General features: G+C 70.6%; 17 protein-coding genes and 1 pseudogene. 6 read left to right on the forward strand and 12 right to left on the reverse strand.

The window, feature by feature from the left end:
* Positions 1 to 35: 35 nt before the first annotated feature.
* The 12 genes from J7E88_RS36935 to J7E88_RS02540 form a co-directional block, all read right to left on the reverse strand.
* A complete protein-coding gene (locus tag J7E88_RS36935) occupies positions 36 to 812 on the reverse strand; it encodes a hypothetical protein (protein ID WP_308307242.1) in 777 nt (258 codons plus the stop codon).
* Positions 809 to 2083: an MCE family protein gene (locus J7E88_RS02490; RefSeq protein ID WP_215176689.1), complete on the reverse strand. Its 1275-nt coding sequence runs from the start codon at positions 2081 to 2083 to the stop codon at positions 809 to 811. Before J7E88_RS02490 ends, J7E88_RS36935 begins: the two co-directional genes overlap by 4 nt.
* Entirely contained in the window at positions 2080 to 3372 is a 1293-nt protein-coding gene (locus J7E88_RS02495; RefSeq protein ID WP_215176691.1) for an MCE family protein, read from the reverse strand. Before J7E88_RS02495 ends, J7E88_RS02490 begins: the two co-directional genes overlap by 4 nt.
* A complete protein-coding gene (locus J7E88_RS02500) occupies positions 3369 to 4526 on the reverse strand; it encodes an MCE family protein (protein ID WP_215176693.1) in 1158 nt (385 codons plus the stop codon). Before J7E88_RS02500 ends, J7E88_RS02495 begins: the two co-directional genes overlap by 4 nt.
* The gene (locus J7E88_RS02505; RefSeq protein WP_215176695.1) at positions 4523 to 5527 is read right to left on the reverse strand and encodes an MCE family protein; all 1005 of its coding nucleotides are present in this window, start codon (positions 5525 to 5527) and stop codon (positions 4523 to 4525) included. The genes J7E88_RS02500 and J7E88_RS02505 overlap by 4 nt, the downstream gene beginning before the upstream one ends.
* Positions 5524 to 6561, reverse strand: a complete 1038-nt coding sequence (locus J7E88_RS02510; protein ID WP_215176697.1) for an MCE family protein — start codon at positions 6559 to 6561, stop codon at positions 5524 to 5526. The genes J7E88_RS02505 and J7E88_RS02510 overlap by 4 nt, the downstream gene beginning before the upstream one ends.
* Entirely contained in the window at positions 6558 to 7826 is a 1269-nt protein-coding gene (locus tag J7E88_RS02515; RefSeq protein ID WP_215176699.1) for an MCE family protein, read from the reverse strand. Before J7E88_RS02515 ends, J7E88_RS02510 begins: the two co-directional genes overlap by 4 nt.
* 6 nt (positions 7827 to 7832) lie before the next feature.
* Entirely contained in the window at positions 7833 to 8651 is an 819-nt protein-coding gene (locus tag J7E88_RS02520) for an ABC transporter permease (RefSeq protein ID WP_215176700.1), read from the reverse strand.
* Positions 8652 to 8654: 3 nt separating this feature from the next.
* Positions 8655 to 9425, reverse strand: coding sequence for an ABC transporter permease (locus tag J7E88_RS02525; protein ID WP_177149057.1), 771 nt, complete (start codon positions 9423 to 9425; stop codon positions 8655 to 8657).
* Entirely contained in the window at positions 9422 to 10378 is a 957-nt protein-coding gene (locus tag J7E88_RS02530) for an ABC transporter ATP-binding protein (RefSeq protein WP_215176701.1), read from the reverse strand. The genes J7E88_RS02525 and J7E88_RS02530 overlap by 4 nt, the downstream gene beginning before the upstream one ends.
* Before the next feature lie 1004 nt (positions 10379 to 11382).
* Entirely contained in the window at positions 11383 to 12420 is a 1038-nt protein-coding gene (locus tag J7E88_RS02535; RefSeq protein ID WP_215176702.1) for an RNA polymerase sigma factor, read from the reverse strand.
* A 129-nt stretch (positions 12421 to 12549) separates the two neighbouring features.
* On the reverse strand, positions 12550 to 13587 hold the full coding sequence (locus J7E88_RS02540; protein ID WP_251022010.1) for a lytic transglycosylase domain-containing protein: 1038 nt from the start codon (positions 13585 to 13587) through the stop codon (positions 12550 to 12552).
* A gap of 788 nt (positions 13588 to 14375) precedes the next feature.
* On the opposite strand from J7E88_RS02540, the gene J7E88_RS02545 reads away from it, so the two are divergent.
* The 6 genes and pseudogenes from J7E88_RS02545 to J7E88_RS02570 form a co-directional block, all read left to right on the forward strand.
* The gene (locus J7E88_RS02545) at positions 14376 to 14624 is read left to right on the forward strand and encodes a hypothetical protein (RefSeq protein WP_215177421.1); all 249 of its coding nucleotides are present in this window, start codon (positions 14376 to 14378) and stop codon (positions 14622 to 14624) included.
* Entirely contained in the window at positions 14621 to 14998 is a 378-nt protein-coding gene (locus J7E88_RS02550) for a helix-turn-helix domain-containing protein (protein WP_215176704.1), read from the forward strand. Before J7E88_RS02545 ends, J7E88_RS02550 begins: the two co-directional genes overlap by 4 nt.
* Before the next feature lie 151 nt (positions 14999 to 15149).
* Positions 15150 to 15671 carry a 2-oxo-4-hydroxy-4-carboxy-5-ureidoimidazoline decarboxylase gene (uraD, locus tag J7E88_RS02555; protein WP_215176711.1) on the forward strand — a complete coding sequence of 174 codons (522 nt, stop codon included), beginning with the start codon at positions 15150 to 15152 and terminating at the stop codon, positions 15669 to 15671.
* Positions 15668 to 16072, forward strand: a complete 405-nt coding sequence (uraH, locus tag J7E88_RS02560) for a hydroxyisourate hydrolase (RefSeq protein WP_215176713.1) — start codon at positions 15668 to 15670, stop codon at positions 16070 to 16072. The genes uraD and uraH overlap by 4 nt, the downstream gene beginning before the upstream one ends.
* 5 nt (positions 16073 to 16077) lie before the next feature.
* The gene (pucL, locus tag J7E88_RS02565) at positions 16078 to 17001 is read left to right on the forward strand and encodes a factor-independent urate hydroxylase (RefSeq protein WP_215176715.1); all 924 of its coding nucleotides are present in this window, start codon (positions 16078 to 16080) and stop codon (positions 16999 to 17001) included.
* A 50-nt stretch (positions 17002 to 17051) separates the two neighbouring features.
* Positions 17052 to 17590: pseudogene (locus tag J7E88_RS02570) on the forward strand (solute carrier family 23 protein); the annotation flags it as partial.
* Positions 17591 to 17614: the final 24 nt, after the last annotated feature.

Below are 17614 nucleotides of genomic sequence, written 5' to 3' on the forward strand. Positions count from 1 at the left end.
CACTGCTGGTGGTACGGGGGTGGGCGTCGGGGCTGTCAGCCGACGAACTCGACGTTGGAGGTGAGCCAGCGACCGCTCTCGAGCACCAGGTCGAGCTGCAGCCGGTAGGTGCGCGCCTGTCCCTCGGGTGCGGCGGTGTTGGTCACCTTGCTGTCGGCGACCACGAGCACGCGGGCCGACCGCTTGTCCGCCCGCGCGATGCCCGCCTCCAGCACCTGGCCCTGCGACACCGACTTGTTCGCGGCGACGAGCTTCGTCAGCTCGGCGGTCTGCGCGGTGAACTGCTCCTTGAAGTCGCCGGTCGCGCCCTTGAGCACGTTCGCGCTGTCGCGCTCGTAGTGCCGGTAGTCGAGGGAGGTGAAGTTCAGCGCCGACTGGCGGGCGGCGGCCAGGATGTCCCGCTGCCGCTGCGTCTCGGCACGCTGCTCGTACACCTCGACGCACAGCCACCCACTGAGCGCGGTCACGGCGACGGTCCCCACGGCGAGCGCCGCGGCCGTCAACCGGCCGTGCGCCACGCGTCCGGCGGCTCGCCGCAGCCCGCGCAGGCTAGCCCAGCGAGCGCCCGCCCCCTCGCCCTCGTCAGCGGCTCGTGCCCCCGGAGCGTCCGAGTCGTCCTGCCCACCGACGGCCTCCGGGTCCTCCGGCTCGTCCTGCGCGCCCGCGGTCGACGACGCCCGCGCCGCCTGAGCGCCCGAGCTCTCGGGGCCTGCGTCGGCGCGGTCCTGCGTCGCGACCCCAGCCGCCTGTGCATCCGGCTCCCCGGGCGCCGCCTCGTGGCGGTCGCGCGCCGCCGTGGCGTTGTCGGTCATGCCATCGGTCCCACGAGCAGCCATTGCCACGAGTCCTTTCCGAACGTGCTCTGTTCGCCGCCCGTCGAGCCGATCTCGATGAGCGTGCCGCCCGGCCCGGCGAGGGTGCCGGTCTCCGGGTCGTACGGGGTGACGTGCGCCGCCTGCCGCGCGCCGCCCGGCCCCGAGGAGGGGCCGGGCGCGTTCTGGGCGCCACGCACCGAGGTAGCGCTGCCGCGCGGCTCGGTGCAGCGAGCCCCGGTGTTGGCGGGCCGCTGAGAGGTGTCCGCCGGATCGCGCCGCTGGGTGCCGTACCCCTGGCGGCACGACGGCGGTTCGTCGGCGTTCACGACCATGCCGAAGTGGGTGGTGCCGTCGCCGGGGATCACGGTGTAGCTGCCGGCGACGATCACCGGGAACGCCACCAGCGACTGCTCCACCCCGGGCAGGCGGGCCACGGTGACCTGGCCGCCGCTGATCAGATTGGAGAGCAGCACCGGCAGATGCGTCTCGTTGGACTTCAGCAGCGAGTCGACCTCCTGCGCCGCCGGGGCGCTGTTGCCGACCAACCGCCTCAGATCGCCGTCACGCGCCTTCAGCTCCGCGGTGAGCGCGGCCAGGTCGCGGGAGAACGACGTGATCGCCGATCCCTTGTCGCTCTGGGTCTTCAGCACCACCCGCGAGTCCTCGATGAGCGAGATGGTCTCGGGCAGGTTCTCCGAGGCCGACTCGACCAGCAGGTTTCCGGAGTCCACCAGCTTGCTCAGATGCGGCCCGGTGCCGGCGAAGGCCTTGCCGAGTTCGTCGACCGTGACCCGTAGATCGTCCTTGCCGACCGAGTTCACCAGCCGGTCCAGGCTGAGGACGGGCGCCGTCGTGGGCAGCGGGACCCTGGTGTCGGCGCGCGGGATCTCGCTTCCCTCCTGCAGATACGGGCCGCCGGAGCGGCGCGGCTGGAGGTCGACGTACTGCTCGCCGACGGCGGACCGGTTCGCCACCACGGCCAGCGTGTCCGCCGGTATCCGGGTCCCGTCCTCGATGTCCAGCGCCACCGAGACGCCGTCCGCGCCGGCGAGCCGCAGGTCACCGACCCGGCCCACCGGAACGCCCCGGTAGGTGACCTCGGCGCCCTGGAAGATGCCGCCGGAGTCGGCGAAGTCGGCCCGCACGGTGTATCCGCGGTCCAGCAGGCTGTCCACCAGGCCGGTGTATTGGGCGCCGACGTAGGAGCACCCCACGGCGGTGACCGCGGCGAAGGCGATCAACTGGCCCCTGACCGTACGTGTGATCACGGCTGCATCCCCTTCAGCATCAGCTCGGCCAGTGCCAGATCGATCCCCGCGGGCAGCCGGCGTCCGTCGCCGGACGCGTCCTCGTAGGAGGCGTGGCTGCCGGTGCACACCGGCGGACACAGCGGTCCGTCGCCGCCCGGGGGCGGGGGAGTGCCCGGCGTCGGTGCGCCGGGAACCGAGGGGGGCCCGCTCGGCAGAGGCGCGTCCGGTAGGCCGGGCACCTCGGGCGTGCCGGGAACCTCCGGCAGCCCGGGCTTTCGCGGGGTGCCGGGCTTCTTCGGTTCCTCCGCGAGGTTGCCGTAGATGCTCGCGAGGTCCAGGTCCGCGGTGATCTTGAGGTTGACGTAGTCGCCCTTGATGGCGCCGGTCGCGTTCCGGGGAAACGGATACGTCGTCAGGAGCTCCAGAGAATTGGGGAGATCGCTTCCGGCCTTGTTCAGCTCCTGAAGGATCGGCTTCAGGCTCTTGAGGTTGGCCACCGTGTCCGCGCGGGAGGTGTTGATCACCTTGGTGCCCGTCTTCCCGAGCTCCGAGAGCGAGGTCAGCATCGCCGTCAGATTGCGGCGCTGGTCGGCCAGTACCTTCAGCGCGCCGGGCATCGTGTCCACGGCCTGCGCGATCGTCTTCTTCTCCGCGGCCAGCCGCTTCGCGAGCCGGTCGATGCCCTTGAGCGCCCGGACGATCTCCTTGCGCTGCTCGTCGAGCCCGCCGATGAACGTGTCCAGCTCGCCGAGCAGGTCCTTGACCCGGTTCTCCCGGCCCTCCAGCGCCTTGTTCAGCTCCACGGTGATCGTCTTGAGCTGCGCCACACCGCCGCCGTTCAGCAGCGCGGAGAGAGCGGAGAGCACCTCCTCGATCTCGGGGTTGCGCCCGGTGCGCGACAGCGGGATGCGCGCGCCGTCGGTGAGCCGCCCGCTGGGTTCGACGCCCACCGGCGGGGACAGGGCCACGTACTTCTCCCCGAGCATGCTGGTCTGCCGCAGCTCGGCGATCGCATTGCCGGGCAGCTTCACATCGTCGGCGATACGCAGCCGCACCCGGGCGTGCCAGCCGACCAGTTCCACCTCCTCGACCGCGCCCACGGTGACGTTGTTGACCTTCACCGCCGACTGCGGGACCAGGTCGAGAACGTCCCTGAAGTCGGCCGTCACCTGGTAGGCGTTGCCGTCGGCGGCCGCGCCGCCGGGCAGGTTCACGTCGTACAGGCCGTTGAAGTCGCAGCCGGTGAGCAGCACGGAGCCCATGGCCGTCACCAGGGCCACGGCCCTGCGCCTGCGGGGTGCACTCATGCGCGTGCCTCCAGGATTCCGCCGAGTGTCCGGTCGACCTGGCCGGTGCCCGACACGGGGCCGGCATGCGGCACCTTGGGCAGCGATTCGAACAGCTTGTCCAGCTCAGCGCAGTCGGGGTTCTTGCCCCCGGCGTCGCCGGTGGTCTTCAGCAGTGAGCACAGCAGCGCCGCAGGGTCCTGCGGATGGTCGGGGTTGTTGCGGGTGTCGAGGGTGCCGGACGAGGGGTTGTACGCGTTCTGGAGGTTCGACAGGCCGGTCGGCGCGACCTCCAGCAGCTCCGCCAGCGCCGCCCGCTGGGTGACCAGCACCTTGGTGACCTTGCTGAGTCCCTTCACGTCCTCGGTGAGGGTTTTCTTGTTGTTCTTCACGAACCTCGACACGTCACCGAGCGCCACCCCCAGATGCTTGAGAGCCGCCGCGAGGTCCTTGCGCTCCCCGGCGAGCTGATCGGCGACCGCGGCGAGACTGTCGTTGAACGACCGCACGCTCTTGTCGTCGGCGGCGAGCGCCGCGGTGAACACCTGCAGATTGCGTACGGTGCCGAACAGGTCCTGCCGGCCGTCGGACAGCGTGGTAACCGCGAGGGACAGGTCCTCCACCGTCTGGTGCATCTGTTCGCCCTGGCCGTCCAGATTGTCGGCGCTCACTCCCAGCAGCCGTGAGAGCGAGCCGTCCTTGTTGGCACCCTTCGGGCCGAGCGCCTCGGCCGTCGTGTGCAGGCTGTCGAAGACCCGGTCCAGCTCCACCGGCACCGCCGTGCGGCTCTGGGGGATCACCGCGCCGTCGCGCATCACGGGCCCGCCCTTGTACACCGGCAGCATCTGCACGTAACGGTCGCTGACGACCGAGGAGTTGATGATGGCGGCCTGGGCATCGGCTGGGATCCTGCGCCCGGGCTCGTACTCGAGCTCCACGCGCACCCGGCCGCCCTCGGGGACGATCTCGGTGACCTCACCGACGCGTACGCCGAGCACCCGCACGTCGGAGCCCGGGTAGATGCCCACGGTGCGCGGGAAGTACGCCGTGACGCGCATCGGTTCCTCGCGCGGCCACAGCACGACCGCGGCGCAGACCAGCAGCGCCGTGGCGACGGCGGCGGACGTCAGCCGGGCCGTACGGCCCTTCGGGTTGAAGCGGATGCGGCCCTTCATCGCGACCCTCCTGTCCGGGGGACCACCGGAGCGGCGACCATGTTCTGGATGTAGCTGTCGAACCAGCGGCCGTTGCCGAGGGTGTTGGTGAAGACCCGCACGTACGGGGCGAGCAGGGCGACGCTGCGGTCGAGACTGGCCTGGTTGCGCTCCAGCATCCGCACCACCTGGTTCAGCCCTTCGAGCGCCGGGCCTATCTCCTTCTCGTTGTCCTTGACGAGGCCTGACAGCTGGATGCCGAGCGCAGCCGAGCTCTTGAGCAGCGCATGGATGGCCGCCCGGCGACGGGATATCTCCTTGAAGAGTGCATCGCCGTCCTTCACCAGGGTGGTGAACTCACCGGAGCGTTCCGCGAGCACCTTGGTGACCGAGTTGGCGTGCTTCAGCAACTCGCGCAGGTCCTCGTCACGCGAGGCCACCGTCTTCGAGATCTTCGACAGTCCCTTGATCGAGGCGCGTACCTCCTCCGGCGAGTCCTCGAAGGTCGTCGAGATGGTGTCCAGGGCCTTCGCCAGCTGCTCGGTGTCGACCTTTTCGCTGGTGGTCGTCAGATCACTGAACGCCTGGACGACGTCGTACGCCGGGGTCGTGCGCTCCAGCGGGATCTCGCTGCCGGGCCGCAGCTGTCCGGACCCCTTCGGCTGCAGGGCCAGGTACTTCGAGCCCAGGATCGTCTTGATCCGGATGGCCGCGCCGGTCCTCGTGCCGAACTTCGGGTCTCCCTTGACGCGGAAGACGACCTTCACATGGTCGCCGTCGAGATCGACCTCGTCGACCTTGCCGACCTTGACCCCGGCGATGCGCACCTCGTCACCGGGCTTGAGCCCGCCGGCCTCCGAGAACGCGGCGCTGTAGGTGTCGCCGCTGCCGATGACCGGCAGGTCGTCGGCGTTGAACGCGGCCGTCGCCAGCAGGGCGAGCGTGGTGAGGCCGACCGCGCCGATCACCACCGGGTTCCTGTCGCGGAACGGGCCGAGCCTGGGCAGGAGCCGTGTCGTCATCCGCCGCACCTCGCCCGCGCCACGTGCAGCTCCGGAGTGATCACCTCTCGGGTCTTCGGCAGCACGATCCGGCCGTCGAAGTCACAGAGGTAGAAGTTGAACCAGGAACCGTACGAGGCGGTCCCCGTCAGCTTGTTGAGCTTGTTCGGCAGCCGCTTCAGCACGCCCTCCACGGTCTTCTCGTTGTCGTTCAGCGTCTTGGTGAGGTCCCTCAGCTCGGCGATGTCGCCCCGCAGCGGCGGCCGGGCGTCCTCGAGCAGACCGGAGGTCGCCTCGGTCAGCGAGCCGATGTTCTCCAGCGAGGACCCGATCGGCTTGCGGTCGGCGGACAGTCCGGAGATCAGCCGCTGCAACTGCTTGAGCAGCCCGGAGAACCGCGCGCCGCGCTTGTCGAGGGTCTGCAGCGTGGTGTTGAGGTTGTCGATCACCGATCCGATCAGCTCGTCCCGGTCGGCGAGGGTCGTGGTCAGGGAAGCGGTGTGCGCGAGCAGGCTGTTGACCGTTCCGCCCTCGCCCTGCAGCGTCTTGATGATCTCGGTCGCGAGCTGGTTGACGTCCTTCGGGCTGAGCGCGGCGAACAGCGGCTTGAAGCCGCCCAGCAGCGCGTTGAGGTCGAGCGCCGGCTGCGTCCGCGCCAGCGGGATCGTCCCGCCCGGCTTCAGCTTCGTCCCGTCGCCCGCACCCTCGGTGAGCGCGATATAGCGCTGGCCGACCAGGCTCCGGTAGCGGATGACAGCACCGGTGCTGGTCAGCAGCGGCCGGTCGTGGGAGACGGTGAAGGTCACCTCCGCCAGGGTGCGGTCCTTGATGCGGATGTCCTCGACCTCGCCGACCCGCACCCCCGCGACGCGGATGTCGTCGCCCTCCTCCAGGCTGGTGACATCGCTGAACACCGCACGGTAGGTGTGCTCCGGGGTGAAGGAGAGGTTGACGATCGTCGCCGCGAGCAGCGTCGTCGCCAGGATCGTCACCATGGCGAAGAGAACGAACTTGACCAGCGGTGCCGCGGTCGCGGTGGCTCCTGATGCCTTCATGCCACACTCACCGCCGTCCCGCGCGCCATGGGGCCGAAGAGCAGCGTCGCCACTGCGGGCACCTGGTCGGCGGACACCCCGAGGACCGGCGCGACCAGCGAGCCGATGGCCCGCTGCTCGGCCGCCGTCGCGGAGACCGGGCCGGCTCCGGGCGGCCCGCCGGCAGCGACATCCTTCGTACCGTCGTCGAGCTTGGTGTGTCCCGACGGCACGGAAGGATTGGGGATGCTTCTGCAGTTGGGGCCGGAGCGATCGGCATAGCGCGGTTCCTCACCGGGTCGGTACGCGGGTCGCGGATGGACGAATTCGAGGGTGATGCGCATCTCGCCGCCCCTGAACGCCTTCTCCGACTCCCTGGTCTGGCGCTCGAGGCCGTCCAGGAGACACGGGTACTCGGGCGAGTAGCGGGCGAACAGGTCGAGGGTCGGGCGGGAGACACGGCCCAGGGTGATCAGCCGCTCGCCGTTGTCGTCGAAGAACTTCTCCGCCGTGCCGGCGACCTTCGCCGTTCCCGTCAGGGCGGCGGCCAGCTGCTCGCGCTTCGCCACGATCGTGCGGCTCGTGGTGACGGAGTTGCGCAGGATGTTCATCAGGTCCGGTGCCGCGTCCCCGTAGACCTCGGCGACATCGGCGAAGCGGGAGATGTCCTCCTGCATGGACGGCATATGGGGGTTGAGCTCGCGCAGATAGCGCTCCAGCCGGACCAGGTTGTCGCCGATGCGGTCCCCGCGCCCTTCCAGCGCGGTGGAGAACGCGTGCAGCGTGGCGTTGAGATCCGCGGGCCGCACGGTGCGCAGCAGCGGGAGCAGGTCGTTCATCAGGTGCTGCACCTCGATGCCGGCCCTGGTGCGGTCCTGGGTGATCACGTCACCGGCCCGGATGTGCCTGCCGGACGAGCCGGGCGGCGCCACGAGATCGACGAACTTCTCACCGAAAAGCGTCTTCGGCAGCAGCCGTGCCTGCACATCGGCCGGGATACGTTCGACGTGCTCCGGCTTCAGAGCGATGTCGAGCGTCGCCTTCTCCCCGTCGGCCCGCACCTCGCGGACCTCGCCGACGAGCAGTCCGCGCAGCTTCACGTCGGCCCGCGGGTCGAGCTGATTGCCGAGGGTGTCGGCCTCGAGCGTGATGCGCACCACCGAGGTGAACACCTGCTGGTACGCGGCCACGGAAAGCGACAGCAGCAGGGCGATGACGGCGAGGAACACGATGCCGTACAGCCGCAGCCTGCCACTGCGCGCCGCGGCGCCTCCTTCGATGCTCATCGGCCCCTACCCCGCTATCCGTACGGTCGTGTTGGCGCCCCAGATCGCCAGGCTGAGGAAGAAGTCGAGAATGTTGATCGCCACGATCGAGGTCCGCACCGCACGCCCGACCGCGACGCCGACGCCGGCCGGGCCACCGCTCGCGTAGTAGCCGTAGTAGCAGTGCACCAGGATGATCACGACCGCGAAGACGATCACCTTGCCGAAGGACCACAGCACGTCGACCGGCGGCAGATACTGCTGGAAGTAGTGGTCGTAGGTGCCGGTGGACTGCCCGTAGTAGCCGGTGGTGATGGTGCGGGCGGCGAAGTACGAGGACAGGAGCCCGATCACGTACAGCGGGATCACCGCGACGAACCCGGCGATCATCCGCGTCGTCACCAGGAACGGCAGCGACGGGACGCCCATCACCTCGAGCGCGTCGGTCTCCTCGCTGATCCGCATCGCGCCCAGCTGCGCGGTGAACCCGGCCCCGACCGTCGCGGAGAGGGCCAGGCCTGCCACCAGCGGGGCGATCTCACGGGTGTTGAAGTACGCGGACAGGAACGCCACGAAGTTCGACGTGCCGAGCTGGTTGAGCGCCGCGTATCCCTGCAGGCCGACCTCGGTGCCGGTGAAGAACGACAGGAACGCGATCACCCCGACGGTGCCGCCGACCACGGCGAGCGCGCCACGGCCGAAGCTCACCTCCGCGAGCAGTCGCAGGATCTCCTTCTTGTAGCGGCGCAGGGTGCGCCCGGTCCAGGCCAGCGAACGGCCGTAGAAGGACAGCTGCCTGCCCAACTCCTCGAGCTGAGGCGGCAGCACACGGTTCATCAGCGGCATCGCTCAGCCCCTCTGCGGAACGATTTGGAAGTACACGGCGGTCATCACGAAGTTCGTCACGAACAGCAACATGAAGGTGATGACCACCGACTGGTTCACCGCGTCACCGACGCCTTTCGGACCACCCTTCGCGGTCAGGCCCTTGTACGAGGCGACGATCGCGGCAATCGCCCCGAAGACCAGGGCTTTCAGCTCGGCCGCCCATAGGTCGGACAACTGGGCGAGGGTGGTGAAGGAGGCGAGATACGCGCCTGGAGTGCCGTTTTGAAGAACGACGTTGAAGAAGTAGCCGCCGGCCACGCCGACCACCGACACAAGCCCGTTGAGCAGCACCGCGACCAGCATCGTGGCCAGCACCCGCGGCACCACCAGGCGGTGGATCGGATCGATGCCGAGCACCTGCATCGCGTCGATCTCCTCGCGGATCTTGCGCGCGCCGAGGTCCGCGCAGATCGCCGTGCCGCCCGCCCCCGCGATCAGCAGCGCCGTGACGATCGGCGACGCCTCCCGCAGCACGGCCAGCACCGAGGCCGCGCCCGAGAACGACTGGGCGCCCAGCTGCCGCGTCAGACTGCCGATCTGCAACGCGATCACCGCGCCGAACGGGATCGACACCAGCGCCGTCGGCAGGATCGTCACACTCGCGACGAACCACGCCTGCTGGATGAACTCCCGGACCTGGAAAGGCCGTTTGGGGATCGTGCGCAGGACGTCGAGGCCCATCGCGAACAGGCTGCCCGAATGCCGCAGGGCACCCGTGGGGGACAAGCTCATGCGCCCGCCGCCTTCCCGCGCACGGCTGCGCGCATCTGTCGCAGGGACTCGCGTTCGGCGATCGCCTCCCAGCGGGGAGGCCGGTCGATTCCCTTGGTGGGCAGCAGGCGGGGTGTCAGGTCGGGTATGCCCTGCTGCTCGTCGTCCGGCTCCCCCAGCTGGGCGAGTTCCTGCTCGACCTGGGCGGCGTCCTTCTCCTCCGCCATCCCGATCGGGCCCTGCATGCGGCCGTTCAGGAACTGCCGCACGACCGGTTCGTCGCTGGTGAGCAGCTGCTCCCTCGGGCCGAACATCACCAGCTCCCGCCGGAACAGCAGTCCGATGTTGTCCGGCACCTGCCGGGCGGAGGCGATGTCATGGGTGACGATGAGGAACGTGGCGTCGATCTGGGCGTTCAGGTCGACGATGAGCTGGTTGAGATAGGCCACGCGCACCGGGTCGAGTCCCGAGTCCGGCTCGTCGAACAGGATGATCTCCGGGTCGAGCACGAGGGCGCGGGCGAGTCCGGCGCGTTTGCGCATGCCGCCGGAGATCTCGCCGGGCAGTTTGTCCTCGGCGCCGATCAGGCCGACCATGTCCATCTTCTCGAGGACGATGCGGCGGATCTCGCTCTCCGGCTTGCGGGTGTGCTCGCGCAGCGGGAAGGCGATGTTGTCGTAGAGGTTCATCGATCCGAACAGCGCGCCGTCCTGGAACAGCACACCGAAGAGCTTGCGGACCTCGTACAGGTCGTGCTCGCGCAACGTGGTGATGTCCGTGCCCGCGATCTTGATCGAGCCGCGTTCGGGTCGGAGCAGGCCGACCAGGGTCTTCAGGAAGACCGACTTGCCGGTGCCGGAGGGCCCGAGCATGACCGAGACCTCACCGGCGGGCAGGGTCAGAGAGACGTCCTGCCAGATGACCTGGTGCCCGAAGGACTTCGTGAGCCCTTCCACACAGATCTCGACACCCATCCGGTTACACCCTTCAGCCGTGGAGCGATCCGACACCTGCTCTACGGGGAGGGGCGCCGCGTCCGTCGCGACGACTCGGAATTTTTTTCGGGCGGGTTACGGGAGGGTGAGCGGGGGCGCTTTGCGGCGGATTTGTCCCGGGGGCTTCGCTCCAGCGCCCGTACCGCCCTCCGGGCGGTGTCCTCGATGCCCGCGGGGCGTGGGTGCGGGTGCGTCCCGTGCTCGCGGGGCGTGGGTGGGGTGCGTTCCCACGGCCGCCGGGTGGTGCGCCTCATGCCCGCGGGGCGTAGGTGGTGATCCTTCCCAGGGCCGCAGGGCGTAGGGGATGCCCCATGCCGCGGTGTGTAGGTGTGAGGGCTCCATGCCCGCGTTGTGTCGGGGTGCGTCTCATGGCCGCGCGGCGTTGGTTGCGGGTCTTTCCCACCGCCGCGGTGCCTAGGTGTGAGTGCTCCAAGCCCGCGGTGGGCGGGGATGTGGGTGGATCCCACGGCCGTGGGCGTAGGCGGGGGCGTCTCCCATGGTCGCAGGGCGTAGGGGATGCCGCGGTGCGTAGGTGTGAGTGCTCCATGCCGTCGTGGGTGGGGTGCATCCCACGCCCGCGGGGTGTAGGGGGCGTCTCATGGCCGCGGGGCGTGGTTGCGGGTGGCCGTGGGGCGTAGGGGTGCGTCTCATGACCGCGGGCGTAGGTGGGGGTGTCCCCCATGGCCGCAGTGCGTAGGGGATGCCCCATGCCGCGGTGCGTAGGTGTGAGTGCTCCATGCCGGCGTGGGTGAGGTGCCTCCCGTGCCCGCTGGGCCTGGGCGGGGGCGTCCACGGCCCCGGGGTGCACGGGGTGCGTCCCACGGCCGCGGGGCGTGGTTGCGGCGGCCGGCAGGCCGTAGGGGACGGGGCCGGGGGCGGAGCCCCCGGTTATGGGATGGGGGCATTCCCCCCGGCGACGCTGGGGGCTCCCCACGCACAGCCGTCGGGTCATAGGGGAGGGCGGGGGAGACGGCCCGCACAGCTTACGGGCCCGACGGCAGCGGCAACGGCACTGAGGGGACCGGCGCCGACGCGGACGGCACCGGCGGCGGTGCCACCTCCGGCAGCTGCGCGCTCATCGACGTGACACCCGGGACCGGCACCTCAGGAACCTCGACCCCCTCCGGCAGCACCGGCAGACGCGGCACCGCCGACGTCTCCAGCGGCAGCGCCGGCAAGGACACCTCGGGCAGCGACACCTCCGGCAGCAGTGGCTTTGAGCTCCATTCCGCGCCGTCCGACGGCATCGGTCCCTGCCGCGAGCCGAAAGGAGACGGCGAGCCCGTCGGCCCGGGCCCCGGCGCGGTCGAGGCGGTCGGCTCGGAGGCGACCGTGGGCGTCGCCGGGCGGGGCAGGACGGGTGCGTCCCCGGACCGGTACGGCAGGACGAGTCCCGCGACCGCCAGCGTCGCCGCCGTCGACGCGATGGCGACCGCCTGGGCATGACCCCCGCGCGGGCGGCCGCGGCCGCACAGCCACAGGACGAGCCCCAGGGTCGCGGCCAGGGAGTTGCGCAGCGTGCGCCGGGCCCTGGCGAGCAAGGACTCGACCGTCCGGTAGCTCAGGCCCATCTTCACGGCGACCTGGCTGACATCGAGATCCTCCGACTTCAGCCACAGCGCCTCCGCCTGCCGGACTGGCAGCTCACCGCTGCGTACGGCCAGCCAGCGCGCCTCCGCCCGGTCGCAGACCGCCTCGTCGACGGGCACCGGCCGTGGCGGATGCAGCGTCGGGCTGGTGCGGACCTCCGCCTCGCGGTTGACCTGGCGGTGCCGGTCGATGCACAGCCGCATCGTCACGGTCGTCAGCCAGGCGCCCAGCCGCTCGTCGTCCAGGTGCGGCTGCTCCGCGGCGCGGAGCATCGCCTCGTGCACGGCGTCCTCGGCGTCCTCCATGCTGACGGACCGGCGCCGGGCCACCCTCAGCAATTGCTCCCGGTGGCTCCAGGCGCGCTCCCAGCGCTCGTGCGCCCTGTCGGCGCCCGGTTCACCGAAGTGCTCAGGCTGTGTGTCTGTCGCCATGAGGGCCCCCTTGCTCTCACCACCGGCCGCGTGCTGTCCGGCGGATGGCGACATTACCGTCCAGTATCCGGAGTTGTGGAGGGGGAGGACCTCATCGAGTCCGTTCCGTTGTCGGAACGGGCGTGCCGGTCAGTCCACGCTGGTCAGCGGGGTGGTGGGCAGGCCCTTTCCGGCGCCGGGCAGCGTGGGGGCGGGGACGGGGAGGGGGACAGAGGGCTCGGTCGGGCCGACCGGCTGCGCAGGGGACGCGGACGGCGACGGTGACGCGGACGGCGAGGGGGACGACGAGGGGGCGGCGGACGGTGCCGCGGTGGGGGGCCGGGGTGTGGAGGAGGACGAGGACGAGGGGGACGGCGGCTTGGACGGGGACGGCGCCGATGTGGCCGGCCGTGTCTGTTCCGGTGCGGGGCGCGCCTCGGCGCCGTCGGGCACGACCGTGTGCCCGTCGAGGTAGTAGGTGAACCACGACCGCACGGTGAGCAGGTACGCGGTGGAGTGGTTGTAGCCGAGAAGCGCGCGGTCCAGGTCTCCGGCGTCCGCCAGGTCCCGTCCGCCCGCGCACAGGTAGCGGCCCGCGGCGAGTGCCGCGTCGAAGACGTTGCCGGGGTCCCGGTTCCCGTCGCCGTTGCCGTCGGCGCCCCAGTGCGCCCAGGTCGAGGGGATGAACTGCAGGGGCCCCACGGCCCGGTCGTACGCGGTGTCCCCGTCGTACCGGCCTCCGTCGCTGTCCCGGATGAGTGCGAAGCCGTTGCCGTCCAGACGCGGGCCGAGGATCGGCGTGAGCGTGGTCCCGTCGGCGCTCACGCGGCCGCCGCGGGCCTGCCCCGACTCGACCTGGCCGATGGCGGCGAGCAGCTGCCAGCGCAGCCCGCAGCCGGGGGTCGTACGCGCCAGTTCCTCTTCGGCGGCCCGGTAGGCGGCGAGCACGGTGGCGGGCAGTGCGCCGACCGTCGCGGTGACCGCCGTTCCGGCCTGCCGCTGCCGCGCCGGGCCCGGCACTCGCAAAGGCGGGAGCTCCGTGCGGTACGCGCTGTCCCCCGACACGCTCGGCTCCTGCGACCGCCCTGCGGACGCGAACGTCCCCGGCCCCTGCGAAGCGGTCAGCACGGCCATCGCCGCGGTCGCGACCGCCGTCGCCCTGACGCCTCTGCCTGCACGCCCTGTCATTTCCCGACCCCTCCCTGCGGTTCCGTCATCTGCTCTACGCCCCAAGCGGCCGGGTCCGTCGCCCGCGTACGGCCGTTTTCTCCCGCGCCGCCGCCTACGTGCCCGACGGACCGGGTAGCGAAGGTGCCGCGCCCACGCTCTTTCCCGTGAACCGGACGGGCCGGCACGGGCCGCTGCCGTGCGCATACGGTCCGCGACCGCCTGCACGCTGCTGTGTCCCGCGCGGTGACCGGAGGCCCGCGCCCGTGCGCCGGTGCTCGCTCTCCGATCGCGGATGGCGTGGGCCGGATTGCGCGGGGCTGCTGCCGTGCTCCGTCTCCGCGTCTGCCTGCGCGCTGCCGTGTCCCGGGCGGCGGCCCGGGCTTGCGCTGATGCCGCGATCGCGGATGGCTGCGGCCGGATTGCGCGGGGCTGCTACCGCGCTCCCTCTCCGTGACTGTCTGCGCGCTGCCGTGTCCCGCGCGGTGAGCCGGGGGCCCGCGCCCGTGCGCCGGTGCTGGCCGTCCGCGATCGGGGATGGCGTGGGCCGGACTGGACGGGCCGCTGCCCCGGCGGTATGGGCGCGGCGGCCATGCGGCCAGGCCGCATGGCCGGGTCTCCGCCGACCCGTGGGGGCACCGACCCCGGCCCGCTGCCCCTGCCGTATCGGGGCCGCCCCCCGGCGGCCTGGCCACGTGGCCCGCTCCCGCGTGGCCCGCTCCCGCGCGGACCGCGTGGGCACGGGCCCGGGGCCCGCCGCCCCCGCCCGGCTCCCCGCCGGAAAAGCCCGCCGCTACCGTGGGGGCATGGTGCGACTGAGAGTGGAGTTCACGACCGAGCCGTTCGACCTCGACGAACCGCCCGCCCACGCGCTGGCCGTCCGCGAGGTCGTTCAGGACGCGGGGCTGGACAAGGTGGACGTCGGGCCCTTCGGCAACACCGCCGAGGGTGGTGCCGACCAGGTGCTCGGTGCCGTCGACGCGTTGCTGCGCAAGGCGCTCGAGACTGGTGCGACCCGGGTGTCGCTGCAGGTCAACGTGGTGGAGGGGGAGGGATGACCGGGCCTGGGGAGCACGCGCTCGCGCAGGCGGTCAAGCCGCTCGTCGACGCCATGGGCGCCGTGCTGATAACGCCCGACGAGGCCCGTGAGGACGACGTCGTGCTGAGCTGGGAGGGTGAGGAGGTCGTCGCCGTACGCCTGCCGCAGCTCGCGGACTCCCTCGACCACATCCTCGCGGCGCTGGAGCGGCAGCACGGCAGGCCGCTCGCCGAACTCGACCGGAAGACAAAGCAGTCGGTCGTCAGGACACTGGAGGCACGGGGCGCGTTCTCCGTACGCCACGGGGTGGAGACGGTGGCCGGCGCGCTGGGTGTCAGCCGCTTCACCGTCTACAACTACCTGAACAGGGAAAACGCGGCCAAGGGCGGCTGAGCGCCCGCCCGCCGCGGCCGCCGTCCGGTGCTTCGGGCGGCGGCTTTTGTGTTCGCCATTTTTCAACAAAGTGTTGACGTCGTGTTCCGGAGGGCGTTAGCTATCCGCAGCCCGTCCGACGCACCACGATGCACAAGCCACGGAGGCTCCCGTGACTGCACTCTCGAACCAGGGTCTCGCCCGGTTCAACGCCTCCGAGGACAGTGCGGCCCTGGCCGCGCTGCACGAGGTGTGCGCCAGTTCGGCCTGGGGGAGCAAGATCCTCGCCCAGCGGCCGTACACCAGCACCGACGCCCTCTTCGAGGCCAGCGACGCCGCCATGGCCGAACTGACCGCCGACGATCTGGCCGAGGCTATGGCAGGTCACCCGCCGATCGGCCGGCCGAAGCCCGGTGACCCGACCTCCTCCCGCGAACAGAGCGGAATGGCCGGGGCCTCCGAGGCTCTCAAGGCCGACATGCTCGAACTGAACCTGGCCTACCAGGAGAAGTTCGGCCACGTCTTCCTGATCTGTGCCACCGGCCGTACCGGTGAGCAGATGAGGGACGCCGTCCGCGAGCGGATCGAGAACTCGCCGGAGCAGGAGCGGGAGATCGTCCGCACCGAACTGGGCAAGATCAACCGCATCCGGCTGACCCGCCTCGTCGAGCTCGCAGAGGAAGAGAGCGCATGAGCACGGAAACAGTGGCCTCGCCGCACAGTTCGGTGTCCACGCACATCCTGGACACCAGCATCGGCCGCCCCGCCGAGGGCGTCGCCATCTCCCTGTCGGCCCGCAGCGGTCCGGCCGCGGAATGGCAGCAGCTCGGCGGATCGGCCACCGACGCGGACGGGCGCTGCAAGGACCTTCCGGCGCTGCCGGAGGGCACGACCCATGTACGTCTCGACTTCGAGACCGAGACGTACTTCGAGAAGAAGAAGCAAGCCGAGGCACAGCAGGACGCCCCCGCGCTACGGGACAGCGGCGTGTTCTTCCCCGAGGTGGCGATCACCTTCGCCGTCGCACCGGGCGAGCATTACCACGTACCGCTGCTGCTCAACCCGTTCGGCTACTCCGTTTACCGAGGGAGCTAGCAGACATGCCCACGATTCTCGGCCAGAATCAGTACGGCAAGGCAGAGAACCGCGTTGTCAAGATCACGCGGGACGGCGACACCCACCACATCAAGGACCTGAACGTCTCCGTCGCCCTCTCCGGCGACATGGACGACGTGCACTACTCCGGCTCCAACGCCAACGTCCTGCCGACCGACACCACCAAGAACACGGTGTACGCGTTCGCCAAGGAGTACGGCATCGAGTCCGCCGAGCAGTTCGGCATCCACCTCGCCCGCCACTTCGTGACGAGCCAGGAGCCGATCCACCGGGCGCGCATCCGCATCGAGGAGTACGCCTGGGAGCGCATCGAGACCTCCGACGGCAACTCCAAGTTCATCGGCGCCGACGAGGTCAAGCACTCCTTCGTCCGCAAGGGCCAGGAGACCCGCACCACACAGGTCACCTTCGACGGTGACACGTGGCAGGTCATCTCCGGCCTGAAGGACCTGGTCGTGATGAACTCGACCAACTCCGAGTTCTGGGGTTACGTCAAGGACAAGTACACGACCCTGCAGGAGGCGTACGACCGCATCCTGGCCACCCAGGTGTCCGCGCAGTGGCGGTACAACTGGACGTCGGACGAGAACCGGATGCCCAACTGGGAGAAGTCCTACGAGCAGGCCAGGAAGCACATGCTCCAGGCCTTCGCCGAGACCTACTCCCTGTCGCTGCAGCAGACGCTGTACCAGATGGGCTCGCGCATCATCAACAGCCGCAGCGAGATCGACGAGATCCGCTTCTCCCTGCCGAACAAGCACCACTTCCTGGTGGACCTCGAGCCGTTCGGGCTCAAGAACGACAACGAGGTCTACTTCGCCGCGGACCGCCCGTACGGCCTGATCGAGGCCACCGTCCTGCGGGACGGCGTCGAGCCGCAGATCCCGGTCGACATGACCAACCTCTGACGCCAGGCCGCCGACCGCCTTGCCCGCCCAACAACAGCGGGCGGGGCGGCCGGCGGACGGGAGGGAAGACCATGGCACACGGACTGCGCACCGCTGGCATCGCCACCCTCGTCGGACCCGTCTTCGGCGGCTTCCCCACCTCCGCATTCGCCGCCTGCGCCTTCGCCCAGAACGTCGGCGTGGTGTCCCTGACGCGGGTGCCGGCCGCCACGTCGTCGCCGTCGCCTGCGGTGTCCTGCTCGTCCTCGGCGCCTTCCCCGTCCTCGGCGCGGTCGCCCCGCTCGTCCCGATGCCCGTCCTCGGCGGCGCCGGCATCGTCCTGTTCGGCTCGATCGCTGTCAGCGGCTTCCGAACCCTCTCCGAGGCCGGACTCGACGACAGCTCCCACATCATCCCGGGGACCGTCGCGCGCGGGGCGGGCGTCGTCCCGCTCGCCGCGCCCACCTTCTCCGCGGACCTCCCCGCCCGGGCGCAGACCGTCCTGGGCTCCGGGATCAGCGCCGGAGCGCTCGTCGCGGTCCTGCTCGACCTGTTCCTCCACCCTCTCGGCACCCGCAGCCACCAGGCTGTGGCACTCAAATCCTCCTAGGGTCCTGCCGTGCCCACCACGCCA

It is taken from the genome of Streptomyces sp. ISL-10 (genome assembly GCF_018614575.1).
In the GTDB taxonomy this organism is placed as follows: Bacteria; Actinomycetota; Actinomycetes; order Streptomycetales; family Streptomycetaceae; genus Streptomyces.

Coding starts and splice junctions, on each gene's coding strand:
- J7E88_RS02525 (WP_177149057.1), bottom strand. CDS start 9,425: ATGAGCTTGTCCCCCACGGGTGCCCTGCGGCATTCGGGCAGCCTGTTC.
- J7E88_RS02520 (WP_215176700.1), bottom strand. CDS start 8,651: ATGCCGCTGATGAACCGTGTGCTGCCGCCTCAGCTCGAGGAGTTGGGC.
- uraH (WP_215176713.1), top strand. CDS start 15,668: ATGAGCACGGAAACAGTGGCCTCGCCGCACAGTTCGGTGTCCACGCAC.
- J7E88_RS36935 (WP_308307242.1), bottom strand. CDS start 812: ATGACCGACAACGCCACGGCGGCGCGCGACCGCCACGAGGCGGCGCCC.
- J7E88_RS02505 (WP_215176695.1), bottom strand. CDS start 5,527: ATGACGACACGGCTCCTGCCCAGGCTCGGCCCGTTCCGCGACAGGAAC.
- J7E88_RS02550 (WP_215176704.1), top strand. CDS start 14,621: ATGACCGGGCCTGGGGAGCACGCGCTCGCGCAGGCGGTCAAGCCGCTC.
- J7E88_RS02500 (WP_215176693.1), bottom strand. CDS start 4,526: ATGAAGGGCCGCATCCGCTTCAACCCGAAGGGCCGTACGGCCCGGCTG.
- J7E88_RS02495 (WP_215176691.1), bottom strand. CDS start 3,372: ATGAGTGCACCCCGCAGGCGCAGGGCCGTGGCCCTGGTGACGGCCATG.
- J7E88_RS02530 (WP_215176701.1), bottom strand. CDS start 10,378: ATGGGTGTCGAGATCTGTGTGGAAGGGCTCACGAAGTCCTTCGGGCAC.
- J7E88_RS02540 (WP_251022010.1), bottom strand. CDS start 13,587: ATGACAGGGCGTGCAGGCAGAGGCGTCAGGGCGACGGCGGTCGCGACC.
- J7E88_RS02515 (WP_215176699.1), bottom strand. CDS start 7,826: ATGAGCATCGAAGGAGGCGCCGCGGCGCGCAGTGGCAGGCTGCGGCTG.
- pucL (WP_215176715.1), top strand. CDS start 16,078: ATGCCCACGATTCTCGGCCAGAATCAGTACGGCAAGGCAGAGAACCGC.
- J7E88_RS02535 (WP_215176702.1), bottom strand. CDS start 12,420: ATGGCGACAGACACACAGCCTGAGCACTTCGGTGAACCGGGCGCCGAC.
- J7E88_RS02510 (WP_215176697.1), bottom strand. CDS start 6,561: ATGAAGGCATCAGGAGCCACCGCGACCGCGGCACCGCTGGTCAAGTTC.